Annotated in this window: 17 protein-coding genes; 4 read left to right on the top strand and 13 right to left on the bottom strand. The window is 74.0% G+C overall.

Going from position 1 to position 23481, the window contains the following annotated elements; all coding sequences use genetic code 11:
- Nucleotides 1-31: 31 nt before the first annotated feature.
- Nucleotides 32-1654, top strand: coding sequence for a glycosyltransferase (locus tag BLR12_RS16815; protein WP_218120711.1), 1623 nt, complete (start codon nt 32-34; stop codon nt 1652-1654).
- Entirely contained in the window at nt 1651-2556 is a 906-nt protein-coding gene (locus BLR12_RS16820) for a glycosyltransferase family 2 protein (protein ID WP_091381239.1), read from the top strand. The genes BLR12_RS16815 and BLR12_RS16820 overlap by 4 nt, the downstream gene beginning before the upstream one ends.
- An 81-nt stretch (nt 2557-2637) precedes the next feature.
- On the opposite strand, the gene BLR12_RS16825 is transcribed toward BLR12_RS16820, so the two are convergent.
- The 8 genes from BLR12_RS16825 to rfbB form a co-directional block, all read right to left on the bottom strand.
- A complete protein-coding gene (locus BLR12_RS16825) occupies nt 2638-3552 on the bottom strand; it encodes a galactofuranosyltransferase GlfT1 (RefSeq protein WP_091380622.1) in 915 nt (304 codons plus the stop codon).
- Nucleotides 3549-4319 (bottom strand): galactan export ABC transporter ATP-binding subunit Wzt/RfbE, encoded by a 771-nt coding sequence (locus BLR12_RS16830; protein ID WP_091380625.1) that lies wholly within the window; start codon nt 4317-4319, stop codon nt 3549-3551. Before BLR12_RS16830 ends, BLR12_RS16825 begins: the two co-directional genes overlap by 4 nt.
- A 36-nt stretch (nt 4320-4355) precedes the next feature.
- Nucleotides 4356-5189 (bottom strand): galactan export ABC transporter permease subunit Wzm/RfbD, encoded by an 834-nt coding sequence (locus BLR12_RS16835; protein ID WP_255363577.1) that lies wholly within the window; start codon nt 5187-5189, stop codon nt 4356-4358.
- 143 nt (nt 5190-5332) lie between these two features.
- Nucleotides 5333-8287, bottom strand: coding sequence for an LGFP repeat-containing protein (locus BLR12_RS16840; protein WP_091380630.1), 2955 nt, complete (start codon nt 8285-8287; stop codon nt 5333-5335).
- On the bottom strand, nt 8284-8838 hold the full coding sequence (locus tag BLR12_RS16845; RefSeq protein ID WP_091380633.1) for a hypothetical protein: 555 nt from the start codon (nt 8836-8838) through the stop codon (nt 8284-8286). Before BLR12_RS16845 ends, BLR12_RS16840 begins: the two co-directional genes overlap by 4 nt.
- A 67-nt stretch (nt 8839-8905) precedes the next feature.
- Nucleotides 8906-11893, bottom strand: a complete 2988-nt coding sequence (locus tag BLR12_RS16850) for an N-acetylmuramoyl-L-alanine amidase (RefSeq protein ID WP_091380634.1) — start codon at nt 11891-11893, stop codon at nt 8906-8908.
- Nucleotides 11894-12063: 170 nt separating this feature from the next.
- On the bottom strand, nt 12064-12963 hold the full coding sequence (rfbD, locus tag BLR12_RS16855; protein WP_255363579.1) for a dTDP-4-dehydrorhamnose reductase: 900 nt from the start codon (nt 12961-12963) through the stop codon (nt 12064-12066).
- Nucleotides 12960-13955, bottom strand: a complete 996-nt coding sequence (gene rfbB, locus BLR12_RS16860; protein WP_091380637.1) for a dTDP-glucose 4,6-dehydratase — start codon at nt 13953-13955, stop codon at nt 12960-12962. Before rfbB ends, rfbD begins: the two co-directional genes overlap by 4 nt.
- A 348-nt stretch (nt 13956-14303) precedes the next feature.
- Between rfbB and BLR12_RS16865 the strand changes: the two genes are divergently transcribed.
- Together BLR12_RS16865 and BLR12_RS16870 are read left to right on the top strand one after the other, a co-directional pair.
- Complete coding sequence (locus BLR12_RS16865) at nt 14304-15857, top strand: LCP family protein (protein WP_091380640.1); 1554 nt, start codon at nt 14304-14306, stop codon at nt 15855-15857.
- Nucleotides 15858-16200: 343 nt separating this feature from the next.
- Nucleotides 16201-18378, top strand: coding sequence for an acyltransferase family protein (locus BLR12_RS16870; RefSeq protein ID WP_176832560.1), 2178 nt, complete (start codon nt 16201-16203; stop codon nt 18376-18378).
- A 64-nt stretch (nt 18379-18442) separates the two neighbouring features.
- Here BLR12_RS16870 and BLR12_RS16875 read toward each other — a convergent pair whose 3' ends face one another.
- Genes BLR12_RS16875 through BLR12_RS16895 form a run of 5 tightly spaced genes read right to left on the bottom strand, consistent with a single transcriptional unit; the run spans nt 18443 to nt 23481 of the window.
- Nucleotides 18443-19111, bottom strand: coding sequence for an SGNH/GDSL hydrolase family protein (locus tag BLR12_RS16875; RefSeq protein WP_176832561.1), 669 nt, complete (start codon nt 19109-19111; stop codon nt 18443-18445).
- Between the two features lie 5 nt (nt 19112-19116).
- Nucleotides 19117-19857 carry a glycosyltransferase family 2 protein gene (locus BLR12_RS16880; RefSeq protein WP_091380644.1) on the bottom strand — a complete coding sequence of 247 codons (741 nt, stop codon included), beginning with the start codon at nt 19855-19857 and terminating at the stop codon, nt 19117-19119.
- Nucleotides 19857-20639, bottom strand: coding sequence for a glycosyltransferase family 2 protein (locus BLR12_RS16885; protein ID WP_091380647.1), 783 nt, complete (start codon nt 20637-20639; stop codon nt 19857-19859). The genes BLR12_RS16880 and BLR12_RS16885 overlap by 1 nt, the downstream gene beginning before the upstream one ends.
- Entirely contained in the window at nt 20636-22858 is a 2223-nt protein-coding gene (locus tag BLR12_RS16890; RefSeq protein WP_091380648.1) for a lysylphosphatidylglycerol synthase domain-containing protein, read from the bottom strand. Before BLR12_RS16890 ends, BLR12_RS16885 begins: the two co-directional genes overlap by 4 nt.
- A complete protein-coding gene (locus BLR12_RS16895) occupies nt 22858-23481 on the bottom strand; it encodes an HAD family hydrolase (protein WP_176832562.1) in 624 nt (207 codons plus the stop codon). Before BLR12_RS16895 ends, BLR12_RS16890 begins: the two co-directional genes overlap by 1 nt.

A 23481-nucleotide genomic window follows, 5' to 3' on the forward strand; every position in this document is an offset into this window, starting at 1 on the left:
TGCGCGACCCGCTCTCCCGGGAGTGCGACAGGTGACGGACCCGCACGACCAGACCGGAGCACGGCGGGTCTTCGACATCCTGCAGGAGCCGGACTGGTTCTCCGGGTTGTCGACGCGGGAGGCCCGGCTCCTCGACGGCGCACTGGCCTTCCACTGCCTGGCGCGGCCCGGCGAGCGGATCCGCGCCACGGTGCTGCGCACCGACGGCCCGCACCTGCCCTCGCTGACCGACCACGGGACGCAGCGGATCGAGTGGGCCGACGACCGGCGGGTCGTGGGCACCATCGAGGCGCACGCCACGGGGACCCCCCTGCCGGGCCACGGCGTCGTCGACGTCGTCCTGGACCTGGGCGGCCCGCCCGAGGCGCTGATGCGCCTCGAGCAGCTCCCCGGCCGGCTGCACGCGGCCCGCAACGCCGCACGGGGCCGCGCGCCGGTCGCCTTCGACGTCCTCCGCCAGCTGCGCACCGACCGGCTGGAGAACCGCCGGCTGTCCCGCCCCATCCCGCGCGTCGGCCGGGCGGAGAACACCTCCGTCGGCTCCTCCCGCGGCCAGACACCGGCGGTGCTGTTCGGCCTGCACTGGCTGGAGCTCGGCGGCGCCGAGAAGTGGGCCGCGGAGACCATCGGGATGGCCCGCGACGCCGGGCTGTTCCCCATCGTGATCAGCGACCGGCCCTCCGGGCACCCCGACATCGCGCGGCCGGTCTTCGACGACGCCCTGGTCGTCCCGCTGACCCACCCGGTGCCCGCCGAGCACGAGTCGCGGCTGCTCAGCCAGCTCTTCGAGCGCTTCGACGTCCGCGGCGTGCACGTCCACCACTGCACCTGGCTCTACCAGCGGCTGCCGTGGATCCGGGCGCAGTACCCGGGCACCGAGCTGGTCGACTCGCTGCACGTGCTGGAGTGGCGGACCGGCGGTTTCGTCGACATCGCGCTGCGGATGTCCAACGTGATGGACGCCCACCACGTCATCTCCCCGCAGCTGCGCGACTACCTCGTCGACCGGCAGGGCCTGCCCCGCGAGAAGGTCACCCTGGCCACCCTCGCCGACCTCACCGTCGACCCCGCGGCCGAGCGCAGCGAGCCGGCCACCGGCCGCAAGCCCGGCGACCCGCTGACGGTGGCCTTCGTCGGGCGGTTCACCCAGCAGAAGCGGCCCTACCTGTTCCTGCGGCTGGCCGCGCGGCTGCGCGACCGGCTCGGCGACCGGGTCCGGTTCGTGGTGCACGGGGACGGCGAGCTGGCCACCGAGGTGCGCGCCGACCACGCCCGCCTGGGGCTGGCCGGCGTCGTGGAGCTGCGCGGCCCCGGCACGCCGGTCGCCCAGACCCTCGACGAGGCCGACGTCCTGGTCATCAGCTCGGACAACGAGGGCGTCACCCTGACCTCCTTCGAGGCCGACGCCCACGGCGTCCTGGTGGTGAGCAGCGACGTCGGCTCGCAGGCCTCCGTCGTCCCCACCGAGCTGCTCCTGCCCCGCGCACCGCTGCCGTTCCTGCGGGCCGCCGAGGACACCGTCGTCTCCCTGTGCGAGGACCCCGACCGGGCCGCGCGCCTGCTCGTCGAGCAGCGCGCCAAGGTCGACGCCTTCGCCGCTCTCCCCCGTGCCCGGGACTGGACCCGGTCGCTCTACGAAAGGTGGGCCTCGTGACCACGACCAACGTGGCCGCGGTGATCGTCACGTACAACCGCGCCGACAAGCTGGGGAAGGTCATCGAGCAGGTCCTGGCCCAGGACCGGCCGGCCGACCAGGTGATCATCGTCGACAACGCGTCGACCGACTCCACCGCCGAGGTGCTGGCGACCTACGAGGGCCGCCCCACCGTGCACGTCGAGCGGCTGGGGACGAACTCCGGCGGCGCCGGCGGCTTCGCGCACGGCATGTCGGTCGCCTACGAGCGCGGCGCCGACTCCATCTGGATCATGGACGACGACTGCTACGCCGACCCGGACGCGCTGCGCCAGCTGCTCGACGGCCACGCCGCGGCGGAGGCGAGCATGGGCATGCGGCTGCCCTTCGCCTGCTCGGTGGTCCGCTGGACCGACGGCGAGATCTGCGAGATGAACAACCCCGAGCCGACCTGGGACTGGGGCAAGCTGCTGGTCCGCGGCGAGAACGCCGTGCTGGTCAACTCGTGCTCGTTCGTGTCGGTGCTCTTCCCGCGCTGGGCCCTCACCCAGTTCGGCCTGCCGCTGTCGGAGTACTTCATCTGGTTCGACGACCAGGAGTACACCCGCCGGATCACCGCGGCCGGTCCCGGCGTCCAGGTGCTGCGCAGCACGGTGACCCACGACCTCGGCGTGAACCGCGGCGTGAACTTCGGTGACGTCAACGACGGCAACATGTGGAAGTTCGAGTACGGCGTGCGCAACGAGGCCTCCTACCGCTGGCACCACGAGGACCCGTTCGCCGCCCTGCGGTTCGCCCAGCGGCTGTACAGCGGCCTCGCGGGTGGGCGGGTGCCCTGGCGGCTGCGCCGCCGGCTGGCGAGGAAGTGGCTCGAGGGCATCCGGTTCGACCCGAAGCCGGCGTTCCCGCGCACCGTCCTCTGACGGCCGCTCCCCCGACGACGAGAGCCGCCGGTGCCCATGCGGGCACCGGCGGCTCTCGTCGTCTCGGAGGGCGCGGCGGGCTCAGCGCCCCGGAGGCATGCGGAAGCGCTCGCGGCGCCCGGCACGGGTGAGTGACAGCCACTCGCGCAGGCCCCGCAGGTCCCGGCGGCCGAGGAAGAACCAGCCGAACCGGACCAGCTCCAGCGGGAACAGCCAGCGCATCCCCGGCTGGGCCATGAGGTAGCCGCGGTTGCGGTAGGTGAAGTAGCGCTTGGCCGCGTCCCCCGGGTACTGGGCCGAGAGCCGCCCGCCGAGGATCGGCAGGAACTCGTCGCCGCCCTGCGGGTGCAGGTAGGTGGCGCGCATCGTCGTCCCGAACCGCAGGCCGGAGCGGCCGAGCCGGCGGTGGATCTCGGTCTCGTCACCGCGGATGAACAGCCGCAGGTCCGGGACGCCGACCGCGCGGAAGGTGTCGGCCCGGAACAGCGCGCCGTTGAACAGCGACGCGTAGGAGGGCAGGAACTCCCCCGGGGAGAAGTCGGCGACCGACCCCCGCCAGCGCAGGCCCTGCCGCAGCGGGAAGGCCAGCCGGGCCGGGTCGGCCTCGTCGACGACCGCCGGGGAGACCTCGGCCAGGTCCCGGGCGCGCGCCTCCTCGAGCAGGGTGGCCAGCACGCCGGGGCCGCCGGGACGGCCGTCGTCGTCGGCGCACCACACCCAGTCGGCCCCCCGGGACAGGGCGGTGAGCAGCCCGAGCGCGAAGCCGCCGGCGCCGCCGAGGTTGGTGTTCGAGGGCAGGTAGACCGTCGGCACGGCACACCCGCGGACGACGGCCTCGGTCTCCGCGTCGGCGGCGTTGTCGACGACGACCACGGCGTCCACCGGGTGGGTCTGGCCGGCGACGGCCGCCAGGCTGGCGCGCAGCAGCTGGGGGCGGCGGTGCGTGACGACGACGGCGACGACCCGGTCGCCGTCGCGGTGGTCCGGGGCGCTCACGCGGCGCCGTGCGCCTCGTCGGGCCACGCCTCGGGCCCCTTGTAGGCCCGCAGGACCTCCTTGAGCGACCCCTGCTGCTTGATCCGTCCGTGCTCCATCCAGATGGCGCTGGTGCACAGCTGCCGGAGGAACTCGTCGGAGTGCGAGGCGAACACCAGCAGGCCGGCCCGCTCGACGAGGTCGCTCAGCCGCTCGCGGGCCTTCTCGAGGAAGGCGGCGTCCACGGCACCGATGCCCTCGTCGAGCAGCAGGATCTCCGGGTCGATGCTGGTGACCACGCCGAGCGCCAGGCGCACCCGCATACCGGTCGAGTAGGTCCGCAGCGGCATCGACAGGAAGTCGCCGAGCTCGGTGAAGTCGGCGATGTCGTCGACCCGGGCCTCCATCTGCTTGCGGGTCATCCCGAGGAACAGGCCGCGGATGAGGATGTTCTCGTAGCCGGAGATCTCCGGGTCCATGCCGACCCCGAGGTCGAAGACCGGGGCCACCTTGCCCTCGACCACCGCGCTGCCACGGGTCGGCTCGTAGATGCCGGCCAGCAGCCGCAGCAGGGTGGACTTGCCGGCGCCGTTGTGGCCGACGAGGCCGACGCGGGCGCCGTGCTGCAGGTCGACGGTGACGTCCCGCAGCGCCTGGATGACCGGGACCTTGGCGTCGCTGGCGATGTTCCCGCCGACGAGTCCGAGCACGGTCTTCTTCAGGGACCTGCTCTTGGCGTCGAAGATGGGGAAGTCGACCGACGCGTCACGCGTCGTGATGCTGACCACGGAGGGTGCCTTTCTGTCGCGCTGAGGGCGGTCGCGTCAGACCCAGTAGGCCACGCGGGCCCGGTACCTGCGCATGACCACGAGCGTCATGACCCATCCGACGACGGTGATCACCGCGACGACGACCCAGTGTCGCAGCTGCTGGTCGGCCCCCAGCATCGGCGAGCGGATGATCTCGATGAAGTGCAGGAACGGGTTGAACTCGGCCAGCCGCGCCCGCTCGGCGATCGTCGGGTTGGGGTTGTTCAGGAAGTCGTCGTAGATCCAGACGATCGGCGTCATGAAGAACATCAGCTGGACGATGCTCTGGGTGATCGGCGTGAGGTCACGGAAGCGGGTGCTCACGATGCCGGCCAGCAGCGCGACCCAGGCGCCGTTGGCGACGAGCAGCGCGAACGCCGGGATGGCGGCGAGCGCCGTCCACTTCAGCGGCTGCGGGAAGATCACCAGCATGACGGCGTAGACGAGCAGGTTGTGGGCGAAGAAGAGGACCTGGCGCCACACCAGCCGGTAGACGTGCACGCTGATCGGTGAGGGCAGGTGCTTGATCAGGCCCTCGTTGGCGATGAACACCTCCGAGCCCTCGTTGATGCAGCCGGCGATGAAGCCCCACACGATGAACCCGACGAGGATGTACGGCAGCTGCTCCTCCAGCGGGTTGCCGAACAACCCGGCGTAGAGGATGCCGAGGGCGATGGCGGTGACCGCCATGCTGATCGTGATCCAGATGGGGCCCAGCAGGGACCGGCGGTACCGCTGCCGGATGTCCTGCCAGCCCAGGTGACCCCACAGCTCGCGCTGGTGCCAGCCGATCTGCAGATCCGAGAGGGTCTTGGCCATGGAGGTGGGGGTGGTACGGGCCGAACGCACGCGGGGCACGCTACCCGCGTGGCGGCGGGCCAGTCGGGAGGGCGTGGGCACGGCGGACGGGTCCGTCCCACGCCTGACCGGCCAGCCACACTGGTCCGTCCCGTCCCACCGGAGGCGGGCCCGGACACCCGCCGGGCCCGCCGTCAGCCGACGCGGACGGTCGCCGTCCCGGTGGCCTCGGACACCGTGATCTCGCCGCGCTCGAACGTCTGCCGGGCACCGCCGGGGACCGCCTGGAGGTCCGAGGTCGGGAAGCCCAGGCTCCCCTTCTCCCAGCCGGTGCCCGCCCAGGCGGTCAGCACCTCGCCGCTCAGCACGCGCGCCCCACCCACGGCGCTGGAGTAGACGGCCCCGCGCTGGAAGTGGGCGTACTGGCCGCGCCCGTCCGGGGTCCGGGTGACGTCGGTCGTCGGGTAGCCCAGAGCGCCCTGCTCCCACCCGGCCCGGGCCCACGCGTCGCGGACCGCACCGTGGAGGACGTGGGCGCCGGTCGCGCGGGTCCAGTAGACCGACCCGCCCTGGAAGTGCACGTACCGGCCGAGCTGGTCCGGCGTCGTCGTCACGTCGGTGGTGGGGTAGCCGAGCGGTCCGCGCTCCCACCCGCTCCACGACCAGGCCTCCCGGAACACGGTCGGCAGCGCGCGCGTGCCGGTGGCCGCCGTGCTGTAGACCGACCCGCCCTGGAAGTGCTGGTAGCGGCCGATCCCGTCGGGTGTCGCGGCCGGGTCGGAGACGGGCAGGCCGAACGCGCCCGCCGCCCCGCCCGCGGCGCGGTACGCCGGCAGGAACGCGGCCGGGACGTGGTGCGCCCCGGTCGACTCGGACACGTAGAGCTCGCCGCCCTGGAACGACATGACCTGCGCCGTCCCGCCGGCCGTGCTCGTGGCACCGGAGGTCGGGTGGCCCAGCGGCCCGCGCTCCCAGCCGGTGCGGGACCAGGCGTCGCGGAAGGCCGCCGGGACCACCTGCGTACCGCCGGCCGCGGTCGAGTACAGGGACCCGCCCGTGAAGTGCTGGTAGCGCGCGACGCCGTCCGGCGTGGTCCCCGGGTCCGACGAGGGCAGGCCCAGCGCACCGGTCGGCCCGCCGGCCGAGCGGTAGGCGGTGAGCAGGTCGCCCGCGACGGCGTGGGCCCCGGTCGACGGCGAGGCGTAGACGACCCCGCCCTCGAAGGCGTGCGAGGTGGCACCGCTCGGGAGCGCCTCGCCGACCACCCCGGAGCCCGCGGAGGCCGGGGTCGGGTAGCCGAGGGGCCCACGCTCCCAGCCGGTCCGCCCCCACGCGGCGGCCACGGTCGTGGGCAGCAGGTGGGTGCCGGAGGCGGTCGTGTACAGCGACCCCTTCTGGAAGTGCGCGTACTGCGCCCGGCCGTCGGGCGTCGTGGTCGAGTCGCTGGTCGGGAGGCCCAGGGCGCCCTTCTCCCAGCCGGTGGCCGCCCACGCCGTGAGCACCGGACCGCCGAGCCGCCGCGCGCCGGTCGCCGCGGACCAGTACACCGAGCCCTGCTGGAAGTGCACGTAGCGCGCCGCGCCGTCCGGCGTCGTCGCCTGGTCGCTCACCGGGTAGCCGAGGAGGCCGGTCTCCCAGCCGGTCGCGGCCCACTTGGCGGAGACCTCGCTGCCGACGACGCGGGCCCCGGTGGCCGCGGTGCGGTAGATCGAGCCCTTCTGGAAGTGGGCGTACTGCCCCTGCCCGTCGGGCGTCGCGGTCACGTCGCTGGTCGGCAGGCCGAGCTGGCCGTTCTCCCAGCCGGTGGCCGCCCACCGGTCGTAGACGGGACCGGACAGGATGCGCGCGCCCGTCCCCGCCGACCAGTAGACCGACCCGCGCTGGAAGTGCACGAACTGCGCGGCACCGTTGGGGGTGGTGGTGAGGTCGGAGACCGGGTAGCCGAGGCTGCCGTACTCCCAGCCGGTGGTGCCCCAGCGGTCGCCGACCGGGCCGGAGAGGAAGTGCGCCCCCGACGCCTGGCTCCAGTAGAGGTTGCCCCGCTCGAACGGCTGGAAGCAGCCGCCGCCGGCCAGACCGCACACGCCGTCACCCACCGGGTAGCCCAGCGTCCCGAACTCCCAGCCGAGCGAGGCCCACCGGTCCCGGAGCGCGCCGTTCCACACGATCCGGGCGCCGGTGCCCTGCGACCAGTAGACGACCCCGTGGGCGTACTCCTGCAGGCAGCCGGCGTTGCGCAGGCCGCAGGCGACAGGGGCCCGGATCGCACCCAGCGGGCCGGCCTCGCCGCCGGTCTGGGCGTACCGGGCGGTGACCTGGCTGGCGCCGGGCACCTGGGTGGACCCGAACCAGTCGGTGAAGTAGATCCAGAAGTTGCGGTTGCCGTAGGCCGAGCAGCCGTCGCCCGTGCCGACGCCGGCCGCCAGGGCCGCGGCGTTGGGCTGGTAGGGCGTGTAGTTGTACAGCCCGGCGGTCGCCTGGTTCTCGATGAACACCGCCGAGCTGCCGCAGGCGGTGGTGGGGTGGAACCGCACCTGGTTCACCTGGCCGGCCCGGTGCCCGAACCGGGTCGGGTTGTCCGCGTAGTACTGGTACCGGGAGGCCGCGCTGTAGAGCTGGTTGAACAGGTGCGCGTACGCCGGGTTGCACGGGGCGGTGTCGGGGCAGCCGTAGCCCATCGCCTTCTCGTACCGCGTCGCGTTCAGCCGGTTGCCGCTGAGGGTGACCAGCCCCTGCTCCTTCTGCAGGATGACCAGCAGCACCCGCTGGCTGATCCCGCAGGCCTGGCCGACCTTGGCGATGATCGTGGCTGCGGTCTCGTTCGGCGCCCCGACGTAGGTCCCCGGGCAGAGCGAGTCCGCGGGCCGCGTGTAGGTGTCCTGGCGGGCGTCCTGCAGGCAGGGCGTGCCGTCGGCGGCGGGGACGCAGGTGGGGTTCTTGGACTCGAGGAAGGTCTGCACGTCGCGGGCGGACATCGCGTTGCCGTCGAAGAACAGCTGGTCGCTGATGATGTTGCCGGGCCGGAACTGGCTGGTGTCGGCCGCTTGGGCGACGCCGGTGGCCGCCGGGGCGACCAGGACGCCGGCCACCACGCCGGCACCGCAGGCCGCGGCGAGCAGTCCGGCGGCCAGCCGCCGCAGCGCCCTCACGCCGGCACCTCGACGTCCACCGGGTCGGACTCGCCGGACGCGGCGTCGGACTCGTAGCGCAGCACCGCCGTCCACGTGCCGGCGGCCAGCTCCTCGCCGCTCACCTGCAGGTCACCGCACGCGGTGGTGCTGGCGTCGGCCAGGCCCGCTGCGGTCGCGGTGCGGGTCTCCCCGCCCCGGGTCAGCTCGAGGACGCACGTGCCGCCGTCCTCCACCACCGGGCTGACGTAGCCCGCAGCGACCACGGACCCCGCCTCCCAGGCGGCGAGGGACAGGACGACGTCGGTCGTCGCCGGCCGCGGTGCGTCGGTCGCCGCCTCCTCCGCGTCCGCCGCCCCCGAGGGGTCGGCCGGCTGCGACGGGACACCGGCACCGGGGGTGGTGCCCGCGGCGGGGGTGCCGGCCACCGCCCCGGCCGGCGGCGGTGCCGTTGCGGCGGTCGCGCCGGCGTCCGCGGCATCGCCGCCGCCGGAGCACGCGGCGAGCGCGAGGGTCGCGGCCACGGCGGCCGCGGTGGGCAGCAGCCGGGAGGACGGGGCGGGACGGGTCATGGCGGTGGTACCTCCGCGGGCCGGCCGCAGGGGGCCGACGGGTGGGTGGGTGAGACGGGTGCGGGGGTCAGCGGACGCTGACGGTGGCGGTGCCGGTGGCCGAGACGGTGATGGACCCGCGCTCGAACTCGGTGCGCGTGCCACCGCCGGGAGCGGCGACCGTGTCCGAGGTCGGCCAGCCCAGCTGGCCCTGCTCCCACCCGGCCCGACCCCAGGCGTCGAGGACGGCGCCGGTGAGGACCCGGGTGCCGCCGACGGCGCTGGAGTAGACCGCCCCGCCCTGGAAGTAGGCGTAGCTGCCCTTGCCGTCCGGCGTCGGGGTCACCGAGGTCGTCGGGTAGCGCAGCGTCCCGGTCTCGGCGCCGCTGCGCACCCAGGCCTCCAGCACGGCCCCGCGGACGGCGTGGGCTCCGGTGGCCCGGGACCAGTAGACCGACCCGCCCTGGAAGCGGGCGTACAGGCCCTGGCCGTCGGTGGTCGCCGCGACCGACGACGTCGGGTAGCCGAGGACGCCGCGCTCCCAGCCGGTACGGCCCCACAGGTCGAGCACCGGGCCGCGCAGCGCCCAGGCGCCGGTGGCCGTGACGTAGACCGACCCGCCGGTGAAGTGCTGGTACTGCGCCTTGCCGTCGGGCGTGGCGCGGGCGTCGGTGGTCGGGAAGCCGAGCACGGCGGTGCCGCCCGCCGCGGTCAGGGCACCGGTGAAGGCGCCGGAGACGGCGTGCGTCCCGGTGCTCGGCGAGGTGTAGACCACGCCGCCCTGGAAGTCCTGGACCTGCATGCCGTCGGGCGTGGCGACCGTCGAGCTGCCCGAACTCGCCGCCGCGGCCGACGACGTCGGGTAGCCCAGCGGGCCGCGCTCCCAGCCGGTGCGCGACCACACGGCCACCACCTCGGCGGGCAGCACGTGGGCCCCGGAGGCGCCGGTCGAGTAGATGGAGCCCTGCTGGAAGTGGGCGTACTGCGCCCGACCGTCCGGCGTGGTGGCGGTGTCGGACACCGGCAGGCCGAGGCTGCTGCGCTCCCAGCCGCTGGCCGCCCAGGCCTCGTAGACGCGGCCGCTGAGCACGCGGGCGCCGGTGTCCTGCGACCAGTACACCGAGCCCTTCTGGAAGTGGACGAACTGCGCCTTGCCGTCGGGCGTGGTCCCCCAGTCGGAGACGGGGAAGCCGAGCGGGCCGTTCTCCCAGCCCGTGGCCGACCACCGGTCGCGGACGGGACCGCCGACGGTGTGCGCGCCGCTCGCGGCGGTCCAGTAGACCGAGCCGTTCTGGAAGTGCGCGTACGAGCCCGCGCCGTTGGGGGTGCCGGTCACGTCGCTGGTCGGCAGGCCGAGGGTGCTGCGTTCCCACCCGGCCGCCGCCCACTTCGCGTAGACCTCGCCCCGGAGGATCCGCGCCCCGGTCGCCTGCGACCAGTACACCGAGCCCTTCTGGAAGTGGACGAACTGCGCCTTGCCGTCGGGCGTGGTGGTCCAGTCCGAGGTCGGGTAGCCCAGCTGACCGGTCTCCCAGCCCGTGGCCGACCACCGGTCCCGGACGGCGCCCCCGACGGTGTGCGCTCCGGTCGCGGCGGTCCAGTAGACCGAGCCGTTCTGGAAGTGGGCGTAGAGCCCGGCGCCGTCCGGGGTGACCGTGACGTCGGTCGTCGGGTAGCCGAGCCGGCCGCGCTCCCAGCCCTGGGCCGCCCACGCGTCCCGGATCGGGCCGCGCAGGACGCGGGCACCGGTGCCGCGCGAGGCGTAGATCGAGCCGTTCGCGTAGTGGGCGTAGGCACCGCCGCCGTCGGGGGTGGGCGTCGGCGCGGTGGTCACCGCCCCCAGCAGACTGCGAGCGGCGGGGTCGGAGTCGTAGCGCTGCTGGACCAGCGGCACGGCGGTGGCCAGGGCCGAGGTCACCTTGCCGCGGATCTCGCCCAGCCGGGCGTAGCCGTACCGGCCCGGGCAGGCGGTCGACTTCGTGTCGCGGTGCCCGTGGATGGTCGGCAGCGTCACCGCGGTGCCGGCCTTCCACTTGTCGGTGCCGCCGGAGGTGAGGGTCGCCGTGCCGTTGGGGTTGACGTCGTAGAGGGAGAACTTCCAGCCGATGATCGCCGCCACGGCGTCGACCATCGGCTGCGGGGTGTCCACGACGTCGTAGTTGCCCATCATCGACACCCCGAAGGTCGAGGTGTTGAAGCCGCCGGCGTGGGCGCCGATCACCGTGCTGGCCAGCCCGCCGGAGCGGCCCTCCCAGAGCCGGCCGTACTTGTCGACGAGCACGTTGTAGCCGATGTCGCCCCACTTGAGGCTCACGGCGTGGTAGCGGTAGATGCCCCGCAGCATCTCCGGCACCCGGTCGGCGCTGTAGTCGTTCGTCTCCGCGGTGTGGTGCAGCGTCGCGGCCTTGATGGTCGAGGCGTACTGCGGCGCCCAGGTGCGCAGGCTCTCGTCGGCGCCCCACTGGGCGCGGGAGTAGACGTCGGGCATGGCCAGCGCGGCGTCCGCGGTGTCCTGGATGTCGGGGCTCCCCAGCGCGCCGTCGGCCGGGCTCTCGCCCGGGTCGACGAGGTCCAGCTGCACGTCGGTCGGCGCGGCCCCCGAGCGGGTGACCACCTCGACCTCGACGCCGGTGCTCGGCCCGGTCCACAGCGGCGCGGTCCCGCTGCGGCGCTGCGCGGCGGGCTGCGCCTGACCGGCGTCCTGGCCGAGGTCCTCGGAGCCGACCTCGGTCCAGCTCCCCCACGCGCCGTCGTCGTCCTGCACCCGCACCTGCACGAGGACGTCGGAGACCGCCGGGTCGTGCGCCCAGGTCACGCCGACCAGGGAGAACTCCGCCAGCCCGGTGCGGCGGACGGTGAGCGCGGGGGCCGTCTCCGCCACCCCGGCCACCGGCTCGGTCGTCCCCTGCTGCACGTCGGCCTCGGCCGCCGGCTGCTCGACCGAACCGAGCGCGACCTCCTCGACCGACGTCTCGACGGGCACGGCCTCCGGGGTCGGCTCGGCGTAGACGGGCAGCACCAGGACAGCGCCGGTGAGGGCGACGAAGGCGGTGGTCCCTGAGATCAGGCGACGCACGAGGTGGTCCTCCCGTGGAGCGTGGCGGCTGCGCACCCGTGGTGGCGCGCATCTGTCCACGAGGAGCATCGGCGCACCGGTGGCCGCACTTGAGGCGACACGACCACGGGGCGGGGGTGGACCCGTCCGTCCGGAACCGCTGACCACACGGGTCCCACGGACCCCGGGGGTCAGCGGGGCGGCCACTCCCGCAGGGCCAGGTGCAGCGTCGTCCGCCAGGGGCGCGGGGCCGGCAGGCCGGCGGCCAGCCACGCGCTGCCGTCGAGCACCGACCACGCCGGGCGGGGCGCCGGGCGCGGGAACGCCGCGGTGGTCGTCGGGGTGACCAGGGCCGGGTCGGCGCCGAGCTCCTCGTAGACCGCCCGGGCCAGGCCGTACCAGCTGACCGCCCCGGCGTCGGTGCGGTGCAGGACCGGCGGCACCGGGCCGGTCCGGGCGCCGAGGGCGACCAGGCCGGCGGCGAGGTCGGCCGCCCACGTCGGGGAGCCGACCTGGTCGTCGACCACCGAGACCGGCGCGCCGTCGAGGGCGCGGCCGGCCATGGTGCGCACGAAGTTGGCGCCGTGGGCCCCGTACACCCACGCGGTGCGGACGACGGTGGCGTCGCCCCCGGCGGCCGCGACCGCCCGCTCCCCCGCCGCCTTGGTCCGCCCGTAGACCGAGCGCGGCGCCACGGGGGCGTCGACCGGGTAGGGCTCGGTGGCCGTGCCGTCGAAGACGTAGTCGGTGGAGACGTGCACCAGCCGCCCGTGCCCGGCGAGCTCCTCGGCCAGCCACCCCGGCGCCGACCCGTTGACCAGCAGCGCCGTGGCCTCGTCGGTCTCCGCGGCGTCCACGGCGGTGTAGGCGGCGGCGTTGAGCACGACGGGACGCCGTCCCTGCCGGCGGGCGCCGGCCAGCCAGTCGCGGACGACGTCGCGCACCCGGCCCTCGTCGGTCAGGTCGAGCTCCGCGCGCCCGAGCGCGGTCACGTCGTCGCCCGCCCGGCCGGCCAGCACCGCGAGCAGGTCCCCGCCGAGCTGTCCCCTCGCGCCGGTGACCAGCCAGGTGGTGGCCGCGGTCACGCTCACGCCCGGGCGGTGGCCGCCGCGGCCTTGAGCGGCTCCCACCAGGGCCGGTTGTCCCGGTACCACTGGACGGTGAGCGCGAGGCCGTCCTCGAAGGTCGTCCGCGGTGCGTAGCCGAGCTCGGCAGTCTTGGAGTAGTCGACCGAGTAGCGCAGGTCGTGGCCGCCGCCGCGCGGGTCGACGATGTTCTCCACGAAGCCCCAGTCGCGGCCGGTGGCCTCGAGCAGCTTCTCGGTGAGCTCCCGGTTGGACAGCTCGCGGCCGCCGCCGATGTTGTAGAACTCGCCCGGCCGGCCCTTCTCGACGACGAGCTGGATGCCGCGGCAGTGGTCGTCGACGAACAGCCAGTCGCGCACGTTCGCGCCCTCGCCGTAGAGCGGCACCCGCTGCCCGTCGAGCAGGTTGGTGACGAACAGCGGGATGACCTTCTCGGGGAAGTGGTACGGCCCGTAGTTGTTGCTGCAGCGGGTGACCGAGATGTCCAGCCCGTAGGTCTTGGCGTAGGCCCGCGCGATGAGGTCGCTGCCGGCCTTGGCCGCCGAGTAGGGCGAGTTCGGCTCGAGGAGGTGGTCCTCGGTCCACGAGCCCTCGTCGATGGAGCCGTACACCTCGTCGGTGGAGACGTGCAGCACCCGGCCGACGCCGTGCCGCAGCGAGGCCTCGAACACCTGCTGGGCGCCGAGCACGTTGGTCAGCACGAAGTCCGCGGCGCCGTGGATGGAGCGGTCGACGTGCGACTCGGCGGCGAAGTTGACGACCACGTCGTGGCCGGGCAGCGCGGCGTCCAGGTCGTCCCGGCTGCAGATGTCGCCCTGGACGAAGCGGTAGCGCGGCGAGTCGGCCACCGGCGCCAGGTTGGCGGGGTTGCCGGCGTAGGTCAGCTTGTCGAAGACGGTCACCTCGGCGTCCTCGAAGCCGGGGTAACCGCCGGTCAGCATGGTCCGGACGTAGTGCGAGCCGATGAAGCCCGCTCCCCCGGTGACGAGCACGCGCATGGTCCGATCCTCTCGTCCACGGGACACCGGCAGCATCCTCCCGCGGGGTGAGGCGTGTCGCGGCCGCCCACCCACCCCCGGGTCGCCGGCCGACGTCTCCGCAGGTCAGCGGGGCCATCGGGGCTCGCAGGCCGGCGGACGCGACCGTCCCGGGGAGGCCACCGCGTCCCGTTCGTCCCACCCGTCCCGTGCGCCCCCGTCGACGGGGCCGGGCCGGTCGGGAGCCACCTACCATCGCTGCAGCCTCCGGGCACCGCCCGCCGCCGGACGGCGGCACGTCGAGCGGGCCCGCCGGGTGGACGTGACGCCACCGCCGTCCGCCCGGACGATGCAGAGGGAAGGACCCACGTGAGCTCGAAGAACCCCGGACCGCCCGCCGACCGGCCCCTGCCGGCCCGGCTGGACCCGCGGGCGGGGCGCCCCGGGTCCTCGCGTGCCGCGTCCCGGGCCGAGGCGGTCGACGCTCCCGAGGCCGAGGGCCGCGGCCGGCAGCGCCACACCGGCCGTGCGGCGCGCGCGGCCCGGGTGGTCGCCGGTGTGCTGTCCGTCGTCCTGCTCGCCGGGTCGGGCTGGGGCTGGTACCTCGGCCAGGTCGCCGAGGCCACGGTCAACCGCACCAACGCCATCCCCGACTCCGGCAACGAGGGCAACGGCGGCGCGGCGGCGATGAACCTGCTGCTGGTCGGCAACGACAGCCGCGCCGCGCTGTCGGACGACCAGCTGGCGGAGCTGAACGCCGGCGCCGACTCGGGCACCAACACCGACACCATGATCCTGGTGCACCTGCCCGCCGACGGGTCGCGGGCCTCCTTCGTCTCCTTCCCCCGCGACTCCTACGTGCAGATCCCCGGCTACGGCTGGGACAAGCTCAACGCCGCCTACGCCTACGGGTACGCCGACACCCCGGACGACGCCGCCGAGGCCGACCGGCGGGCCGGCGGCGCCCAGCTGCTCGTGCAGACCATCAGCGGGATGACCGGGCTGCAGATCGACCACTACGCCGAGGTCGACCTGCTCGGCTTCTTCAACCTCAGCTCCGTCGTCGGCGGCGTCGAGGTCAACCTCTGCGAGCCGGTCGACGACTCCCAGTGGTCAGGGGCGGTCTTCCCCGCCGGCGTCCAGACCATCAGCGGGGCCGACGCGCTGGAGTTCGTCCGCCAGCGCCACGGGCTGCCGCGCGGCGACTTCGACCGGATCGTCCGCCAGCAGGTCTTCATCGCCGGCGTGCTGCGCAAGATGCTCTCCGACGACGTGCTGCTGGACCTCGGCAAGCAGCGCGAGCTGGTCGAGGCCGCCTCGCAGTCGCTCACCATCGACCAGGGTCTGGACCTGTTCGACCTGTCCGAGCAGATGCAGTCGGTGACCGCCGGGAGCATCGAGTTCCAGACCATCCCCTACGTCGGGGACGACGAGGACGACCAGGGCCGCTACATCCTCCGGCTGGAGGACGAGGACGTCCTGCACGACTTCTTCGCCGAGCTCTCCGCCGAGCCCGAGGCACCCGCGGTGGAGACGCCGGCCGCGCCCGAGACGGTCGCCCCCTCGGCGGTCACGGTCGACGTCTACAACGGCTCCGGGACCCCCGGGCTGGCCGCCCAGGCCGCCACCGCGCTGGAGGCCGGCGGGTTCACCGTCGGCTCCACCGGCAACGCCGACTCCACCGACTACGCGCAGACCGTCGTCCGGCACGCCGCCGGTGACGAGGCGGCGGCCGCGACGCTGGCGGCGGCCGTCCCCGGCGCCGTCGTCGAGGTCGGCGAGGACGCCACGTCCGGCACCGTGCAGCTGGTCCTCGGGTCGGACTTCAACGGGGTCGGCCAGGCCGTCACCCCGGCGGCCCCGAGCGCGCCGGTCGAGGGCGAGGACGCCCGCACCGCGGCCGACACGACCTGCATCTACTGACCCACCCCGACGCGGAGGGCCACCCCGGGACACCCCGGGGTGGCCCTCCGCGTCGTTCGTCCGGGGCCCGTGTGACGAGCGGGGCGGAACGGGCTGGAGTGCGCGACACCATCGTGCACCATCGGTCTCCCACCGTTCCTGTTTCGTTACAGTTCGACTGAACAGCAGCTCAGGCGGGTGCACCTCGACTCCAGCACTGAGCGACTCCTGCCCGGCGCGGGCGCGGACGGCCACAGCCCGTCCCACCGGTCCCGGCAGCGGGAGCGACGGAGTCGGCGGACCGACGACCGGCACGACGAGCAGCTGGGCCGCGCGGCCCGCGTGGACGCGAGATGGGGGCAGCGTGGCGATCGACCACGGCACGACCACGGACCGGCCGGCGGTCGGGGACCGGGCCATCCGGATCCCGGCTCCGCGGGCGGCCCGGCCGGCCTCGCCGGGGAACCGGTCGACGAGCGTGCGCGTCGAGATCCAGGCGCTGCGCGCCCTCGCCGTCTCCCTGGTGGTCCTGTACCACGTGGTCCCACTCCGGGTGCCGGGCGGCTACGTCGGCGTGGACGTCTTCTTCGTCGTCTCCGGCTTCCTCATCACCGGCCACCTGCTGCGCGAGGTGGACCGCACGGGGCGGGTCCGGCTGGCGCGGTTCTGGGCCCGCCGTGCCCGCCGGCTGCTCCCGGCGGCACTGCTGGTGCTGCTGGCCACCGTCGTCGCCACGGCGCTGTGGGTGCCGCGGTCGTACTGGCAGGGCTGGCTGCGCGAGATCGCCGCCTCCGCGCTGTACCTGGAGAACTGGGTGCTGGCCGGCGACGCGGTCGACTACCTGGCGCACACGAACGCCGCCTCGCCCGCGCAGCACTACTGGTCGCTGTCGACGGAGGAGCAGTTCTACCTGCTCTGGCCGCTGCTGATCGTGGCCGCCGCCTGGCTCGCCGCCCGCCGCGGCTCCTCCCGCCGCGTGGTGGTCGGGGCCCTGCTCACCGTGCTCACCGTCGGGTCGTTCGCCTACGCGCTCTGGGCGACGCACACCTCGCCGCCGGCCGCCTACTTCACCACCCCGGCCCGCGCCTGGGAGTTCGGCCTGGGCGGCCTGCTCGCGCTGTGGGCGGCCGCTCCCCCGGCGGGCCGGGACCGGCTGCGCGCGGTCGTCTCGTGGGCCGGCTTCGGCGCGATCGCCGTCGCCGCGTTCGCCTACACCGGCGCCACCCCGTTCCCCGGCACGGCGGCACTGCTGCCGGTCCTCGGCACGGTCGCGGTCATCTGGGCCGGCGCGCCGCGCGGCGACTGGAGCCCCACCGGGCTCGCCGGCTTCGGCCCCGTCCGGTTCCTCGGCGACATCTCCTACTCCGCCTACCTGTGGCACTGGCCGCTGGTGGTCATCCTCCCCTTCGCCCTGGGTCACGACCTCGGGACGACGTCGAAGGCCGGCATCCTCCTGGTCACCGTCGCCGCCGGCTGGGCGACCAAGGTGTGGGTCGAGGACCCGGTCCGCACCGGCACCCCGCTGGCCCGCCGCGGCTCCGGCACCACCTTCCTCGCGACCGCGGTCGCCACGGCGCTGGTCGTCGGGGTGTGCGCCGGCGGCTGGTTGTTCGTCAAGGTGCAGGTCGACCAGGCCCGCGCGGCCGCCGCGGCGTTCGCCGCGGGCGGCGACCCCTGCTTCGGCGCAGGCGCCATGGACCCGGCCCGCGGCTGCGGCGACCCGTTCGCCTGGAGCGACACGGTGGACACCGCCTTCGCCAAGGCCGACGTGTCCGAGGGCATGTCGTGCCTGCAGGGCGGGCTCAACACCGAGGTGAAGACCTGCCGGTACGGCGCTCCGGACGCCACGGAGACGGTCGCGCTGATCGGTGACTCGCACAGCGCGGCCCTGTACGAGGCCCTCCAGCAGGTGGCCGACGACCGCGGCTGGGCCCTGGTGGTGCACGTCAAGGCCGGCTGCCCGGCGCTGGGCTCGGACCGGATGCTCGGCGTCGACATGCCGCTGGAGGAGCCGGGGTCCTGCGCCACCTGGGGGCGGGACGTGCTGCAGCGGGTGGCGGAGGACGAGTCGATCACCCGGGTCTTCACCAGCTACCGCTCCGACATCTACAAGTACGTGGACGACGACGGCGTGCTGCGCGACGAGATCCCGGCCGCGGTGGTGCAGCAGCCGCTGCGCGCGCTCGCCGACGCCGGGAAGCAGGTGCACGTGGTCCGCGCCGCCCCCACCACCAACGGCGTGGCGCCCGCCCCGGAGCTGGTCACGCTGGAGGTCGGCATGCCCGACTGCATCGCGAACGCGGGCGCGGTCGACGACCCGTGCGCCGGGCCGCGGGACGTGCGGCTGACCCCCGACCGGATCGCCGACCAGGTCCTCGCCATGGACGACGAGCGGGTCACCGTCCTCGACCTGACCGATGCGTTCTGCGATGAACGCGAGTGCCACGCCCTGGTCGGCGGCGTGGTGGTCTACGTCGACGGCAGCCACCTCTCAGCCACGTACTCCCGCACCCTCGGCCAGTTCCTGGCCCGGGAGCTGTAGGCGCACCGACGCGACGCCGCCCCCGGGCCCAGGGGCACGGGGGCGGCGCCGTCTCCGGGCGGCGTCAGCGCGCGGCGACCTCGAGCACCGTGCTCCGCAGCGCCGAGCCGATCACGGCCGCGCCCGCCCCGGTCGGGTGCAGCCCGTCGGTGGACATGCCTGGCGCGAAGCGGTCGCCCTCCCGCACGCCGGCCATCGGGTCGGCGAAGACCCACCCCGCCTGCTCGGCCAGGTCGGCCAGCACCTCGTTGGTCGCGACGGCGACCTCGGGCGCCGCGTCCCGCGGCGGGACGGCGGAGACCACCACCTGCGCCACCCCGACCCGGTCGACCAGGGCGCGGATGTTCGCGGCGGTCTGCTCACCGGAGAGCCCGGCACCGGGGTCGTTCGTGCCGGCGAGGACCACCAGGACGTCGGCGTCGACGGGCTCGGCCGCGGCCAGCATGTCCGCCGTCGTCGCGCCGCCGCGGGCCCAGCCGCCGGCGAAGACCACGCCGTCGGTCGCCGCGGTCGACAGCCAGGAGCCCGCGCCCAGCTCACCGGCCGGGACGTCGCCGTCGGCCTGGGTGATCGAGTCGCCGTAGGCCGCCAGGCGGACCTCCTCCGCCGGCGGCAGCAGCGGCCCCTGCGACGTCGGCCCGGCGGCCGGGACCACCGCGCCGGGGCCGGCGCCGCAGGCGGTGAGCAGGACCGCCGCCACGGGCAGCGCCGCGGTGCTCAGATGGCGTCGCACCGGGCTCAGATGGGCCGGCCGGTCGCCTGGTAGGCGGCCAGCTCCTCCGGCGTCCCGAAGCAGTAGAAGTCGCCGCGGACCAGGCCGACCCGGCGGCCGGAGGAGATGAGCTCGTTGAACACCAGCGACACGTAGTACTCCGGCATCGCCGCGTCGATCTGCCTGGCCATGAGCCGGTCGGCGGCCTCGAGGAAGACCCGTGCGCTGGTGAAGGAGTACACGCCCATGAGCGCGTCGGAGGAGATCGCCTGCTTCTCCGCCGTCCGGACGACGATGCCGTCGGGGCCCACCTCGGCGAAGCTGTAGCGCGGCTCGGTGGAGGCGAACGACAGCAGCAGGCCGTCGACGTCCCGGCTCCGCACCGCCTCGTCCAGCACCCGGAAGTACTCCGGGGAGTCGAAGGCGATGTCGCAGTCCATGATCACCAGCGGCAGGTCCGGGTCGAGCCGGTCGCGCGCCTCCAGGCAGGTCTCCACCGCGCCCCGCGTGTCGTGGTCCAGCAGCACGATGTCGGCGCCCGGCTCGGCCTCGAGCACCTGACGGGCCAGCCCGTGCTCGGCGTCGTCGTCCGCGCGGACGACCACGACCACCCGCTTGTCCCCCGTCCACGGGGCGAACGAGCGCAGCGCCCGCTGGAACATCGGGGCACCGTCGACCTCGATGAGCGGCTTGGGGGTGCTGATGCCGACCTTGCGGAACCGCGTCCCGAGCCCGCCCATCGGCATGAGCACCTGCAGGGTGGTCATCACTGCACCTCGTCCCACTCGTAGTCACGGTCGGGCGCAGGCGCCGAGGTCTGCCGGCCCAGCCGCCAGAGCGCGAGGTTGCGCAGCGCCGTCCGGAAGATGTTCCAGTTCCGCGCGTTCGACACCTGGTCCTCCTCGCGCCAGGTGATCGGCACGTAGGCGAAGCGCACGCCGCGGTCCACCAGGTGGAGCAGGATCTCGAAGTTGAACGTCAGGTGGTTCGCGAAGCGCATGTACGCCGCCGGGTCCAGGTCCCGCAGGGCGAACAGGTTGAGGCCCGAGCCGAGGTCCTGCAGCCGGCGCAGCGTGACCGCGCTGTAGATGCCGTTGAGCACCCGGTTGCCCCACACCCGCTTGGCGTCGTAGCCGTGCAGCCGGGACCGGCGGCTGAACCGCGAGCCCAGGACCGTCTGAGTCTCCGGGTGCGCCTCGGCGTGGTCGAGCAGCAGGCCGACCTCGTCGCTCTTGGCCTGGTTGTCCCCGTGCAGGATCACCACGTGGGTGAACCCGGCGGCCCGCGCGTGCTCGAAGGCGACCTTGTGCGTACCGCCCAGGCTGTTGTTCTGCCGGTTGCGGAACACCTGCAGGTTGGGCAGCCGGCCGGTGCGCTTGTACTCGACGGCCTTCTCGAGGGTGTCGTCGGTGCTCCGGTTGTCGACCACCCAGATCCGGTCGACGCGGGCGGCCACCTCGTCGGTGATCTCGTCGAGCACCCGGGTGATCTGGGGGGCGCAGTTGTACGCCGGGATGGCTACCACGACCTTCTGGGGGACCGGCTTCACCGGGTGAGTACCTCCTGGGTCCTCGGCTCGGCGCCGAGGACCTCGTCGTCGTCGTCCGCGTCCACGGGCAGGTCGTACTGCTCAAGGAAGCGGTTCAGCGCCTGGATGCAGACGCCGTAGTACTTGAGCACCGTGCCGGGGTTGATGGCCACCCGGTGGGTGAGCATGCGGCCGTAGAACAGCCCCACGTGGAAGAGCACCGACCGCTGCTCGGCCGGCGAGAGCCGGCGCGGCATCACCTGGGTGGTCACGAAGTCGGCCAGCTCGGCGTAGCGCGCCGACCGCGCGTCGCGGTAGGTGATCTCCGGGACGCCGTCCCGCGCGCCGAGGACGACGGGGTCCTCGTCCTCGTTGAGGAACTCGTAGCCGTAGGCCAGCGACTGCATGTGCCGGGCGAAGTCGATGACCGGCCCGCGGACCTGGTTGTCGTCCGAGGGGTCGATGACCAGGACCTCGCGCGTGGGCAGGTCCACCAGGATGTTGTCGACGGTGAGGTCGCCGTGGATGTGCGTCGACGGCCGGAAGGTGGCCAGGTCGGTCCAGGCCGACTCGGTGGACTGGATGCGGCGCAGCACCCGGTCGAAGTTGTCCAGCTCCCGGCCGTTGACCACGATCCGCTCGCCCTTGAGCGCCTCGGCCAGCGCCGGGTGCGACTCGGCCGCGGCCCGCACCCGCAGCACGAACCGCTCGGTGACGTAGTCGTCGCGCAGCTCGGGGTGCTGCTCGAGCTGACCCACCCGGTAGACCCGCGAGTACATGTAGTCCCAGACCTCGGCGAGCTTGGCCGCGCCCTCGGCGAACGGGTTCTCGTGCACGTACTCGAACAGCGGCACGCTGCTCGGCCGGTACTCGATGTCGATCGCGTAGTGGTCCTCGGCGTGCTGCTCGCGCAGCACGGTGACCAGCTGCCGGTGGTCGGCGCGCTCGGCCAGCCAGTCGTGCTGGTTCTTCAGCCGGTGCGCGTACTCCGGCGGCACCATCTTCTTGACGAACAGCTCCCCCGAGCCGTTGGTCGCCAGCAGCGTCACCGCGTTGGACCCGCCCTTGAAGAAGCGGACCAGGCTGACGTTCCCGTCCACCTCCAGCCGGTGCATGACCTGGCTGAGGTGCTGGCGCTGGAAGTAGGCGTCCAGGAAGTGCGTCATCGACCCGGAGATGTCCTGGTCGCGGCCGAGCTTGTTGACGTAGCGGTCCGACGGGGTCAGCTCCGCGCCGGCGAGCGGGTCGCTGGTCCGCCGCGCCCAGTTGACGAACAGGGCCACGACGGCGACGACGAGCACCGGGACGTTGGCCACGACCCAGGACGCGGCGCCGAAGAGCAGCACCGCCGGGCCGGACAGCGCCGTGCTGCCCTCGACGAAGGCCCGGATGTTCTCGACGTAGGCGCCCGGGGCGCCGTTGCCGAGGCTGGGGCTCACCACGCCGGCCGGGGCCGCGGTGGCGATCACGGCCTGGCGGCCGCTGAGCGCCGGGAAGACGAGCACCACGGTCAGCGCCGCCGCCGCGACGTAGCAGGCCCACGAGGCCAGGGCGAGCACGCCGTAGCGGACCAGCTGGCGGCGCTGCCGGAAGAAGCGCTGGAAGCCGAAGATGACCGACCACAGCTTGAAGCGGGCCCGGTTCTCCAGGTCGGTGTTCAGCCACGCCGTCATCCGCCACGCCAGCCGCATCAGCGTGGCGTTCTCCCGCACCAGGGCGGCGAAGGCGGCGATGAGCAGCAGGGACACGACCAGCGCCACCACCGCGGCGACCGGCACGATGCCCGAGAACGGCCCACCGAGGACGGCGATGCAGACCAGGAAGGCCACCGAGACCAGGACGACGTCGATCAGCCGCTCGAGGACCACGGCCGCCAGCGTGTACAGGAAGCTGATCCGCAGGGTCTTCGCGACGAGGTAGGAGCGGACCACCTCCCCGACCCGCAACGGCCACACCAGGTTGAACAGGTAGCCGATGGACAGGTGCCGGAACTGGCCGGCGAGGCTGCCCCGCCGGACGTTGTCGATCGGCACCTTGGTCCGGGCGGCGCGCAGCACGTGCCCGGCCAGCTGGACCAGCCCGGCGAGGCCGAGCAGCGCCCAGCCGGTCCCGGACAGCCCCGTGGACAGCCGGGACCACAGCTCGGACAGCGACGGCCAGGTGAACAGCGCGAACCCGGCCAGGGAGACCAGCGCGACGACGATCAGCGCGAGACGGCCGCGCGAGTAGCGGACGGCCATCAGAAGTGCGGCACCTCCAGGACCATGAGGCCCGCGGCGAGCGCGGCCTGCCGGCCGGTCTCGGAGTCCTCGAACGCCAGGCTGGCGGCCGGGTCCGCGCCCAGCAGCTCCAGCGCCCGCAGGTAGCCCTCCGGGTCCGGCTTGCTGCGGGTCACCTGGTCGCCCCACACCACGACGTCGAACAGCGGGGTCAGCCCGTGGGCCTGCAGGATCTGGTCGCCGTTGCCGGACTTCGCGGTGCTCACCAGCGCCGTCCGGTGGGTGGGCGCGACCAGGCGCAGGAAGGCCACCAGGGCGTCGTTGGCCGCCGTCCGGTGCAGCTCCTCGGCGTAGAGCCGGCTCTTGGCCGCCCGGATGACGTCGACCCCGCCGGGGTCGATGCCGGGCAGCAGGTCGGGGATGAAGTCCCGGGAGTCCCGACCCCAGGTGGCCGCGAACTGCTCCGGGGTCAGCTCGTGGCCGGACTCGGCGAAGGCGTTGCGGTAGGCCAGGTAGTTGGCCTCCCGGGTGTCCACCAGGGTGCCGTCGAGGTCGAAGAGCAGGGCCTGCACCGACCCGCCCGGTCGTGCCATGTCGTACCGCTCCCCCAGGTCGATGGCGTCGTGCCCATCGGACGTCTGCAC

The organism is Geodermatophilus sp. DSM 45219, assembly GCF_900104025.1.
In the GTDB taxonomy this organism is placed as follows: Bacteria; Actinomycetota; Actinomycetes; order Mycobacteriales; family Geodermatophilaceae; genus Geodermatophilus.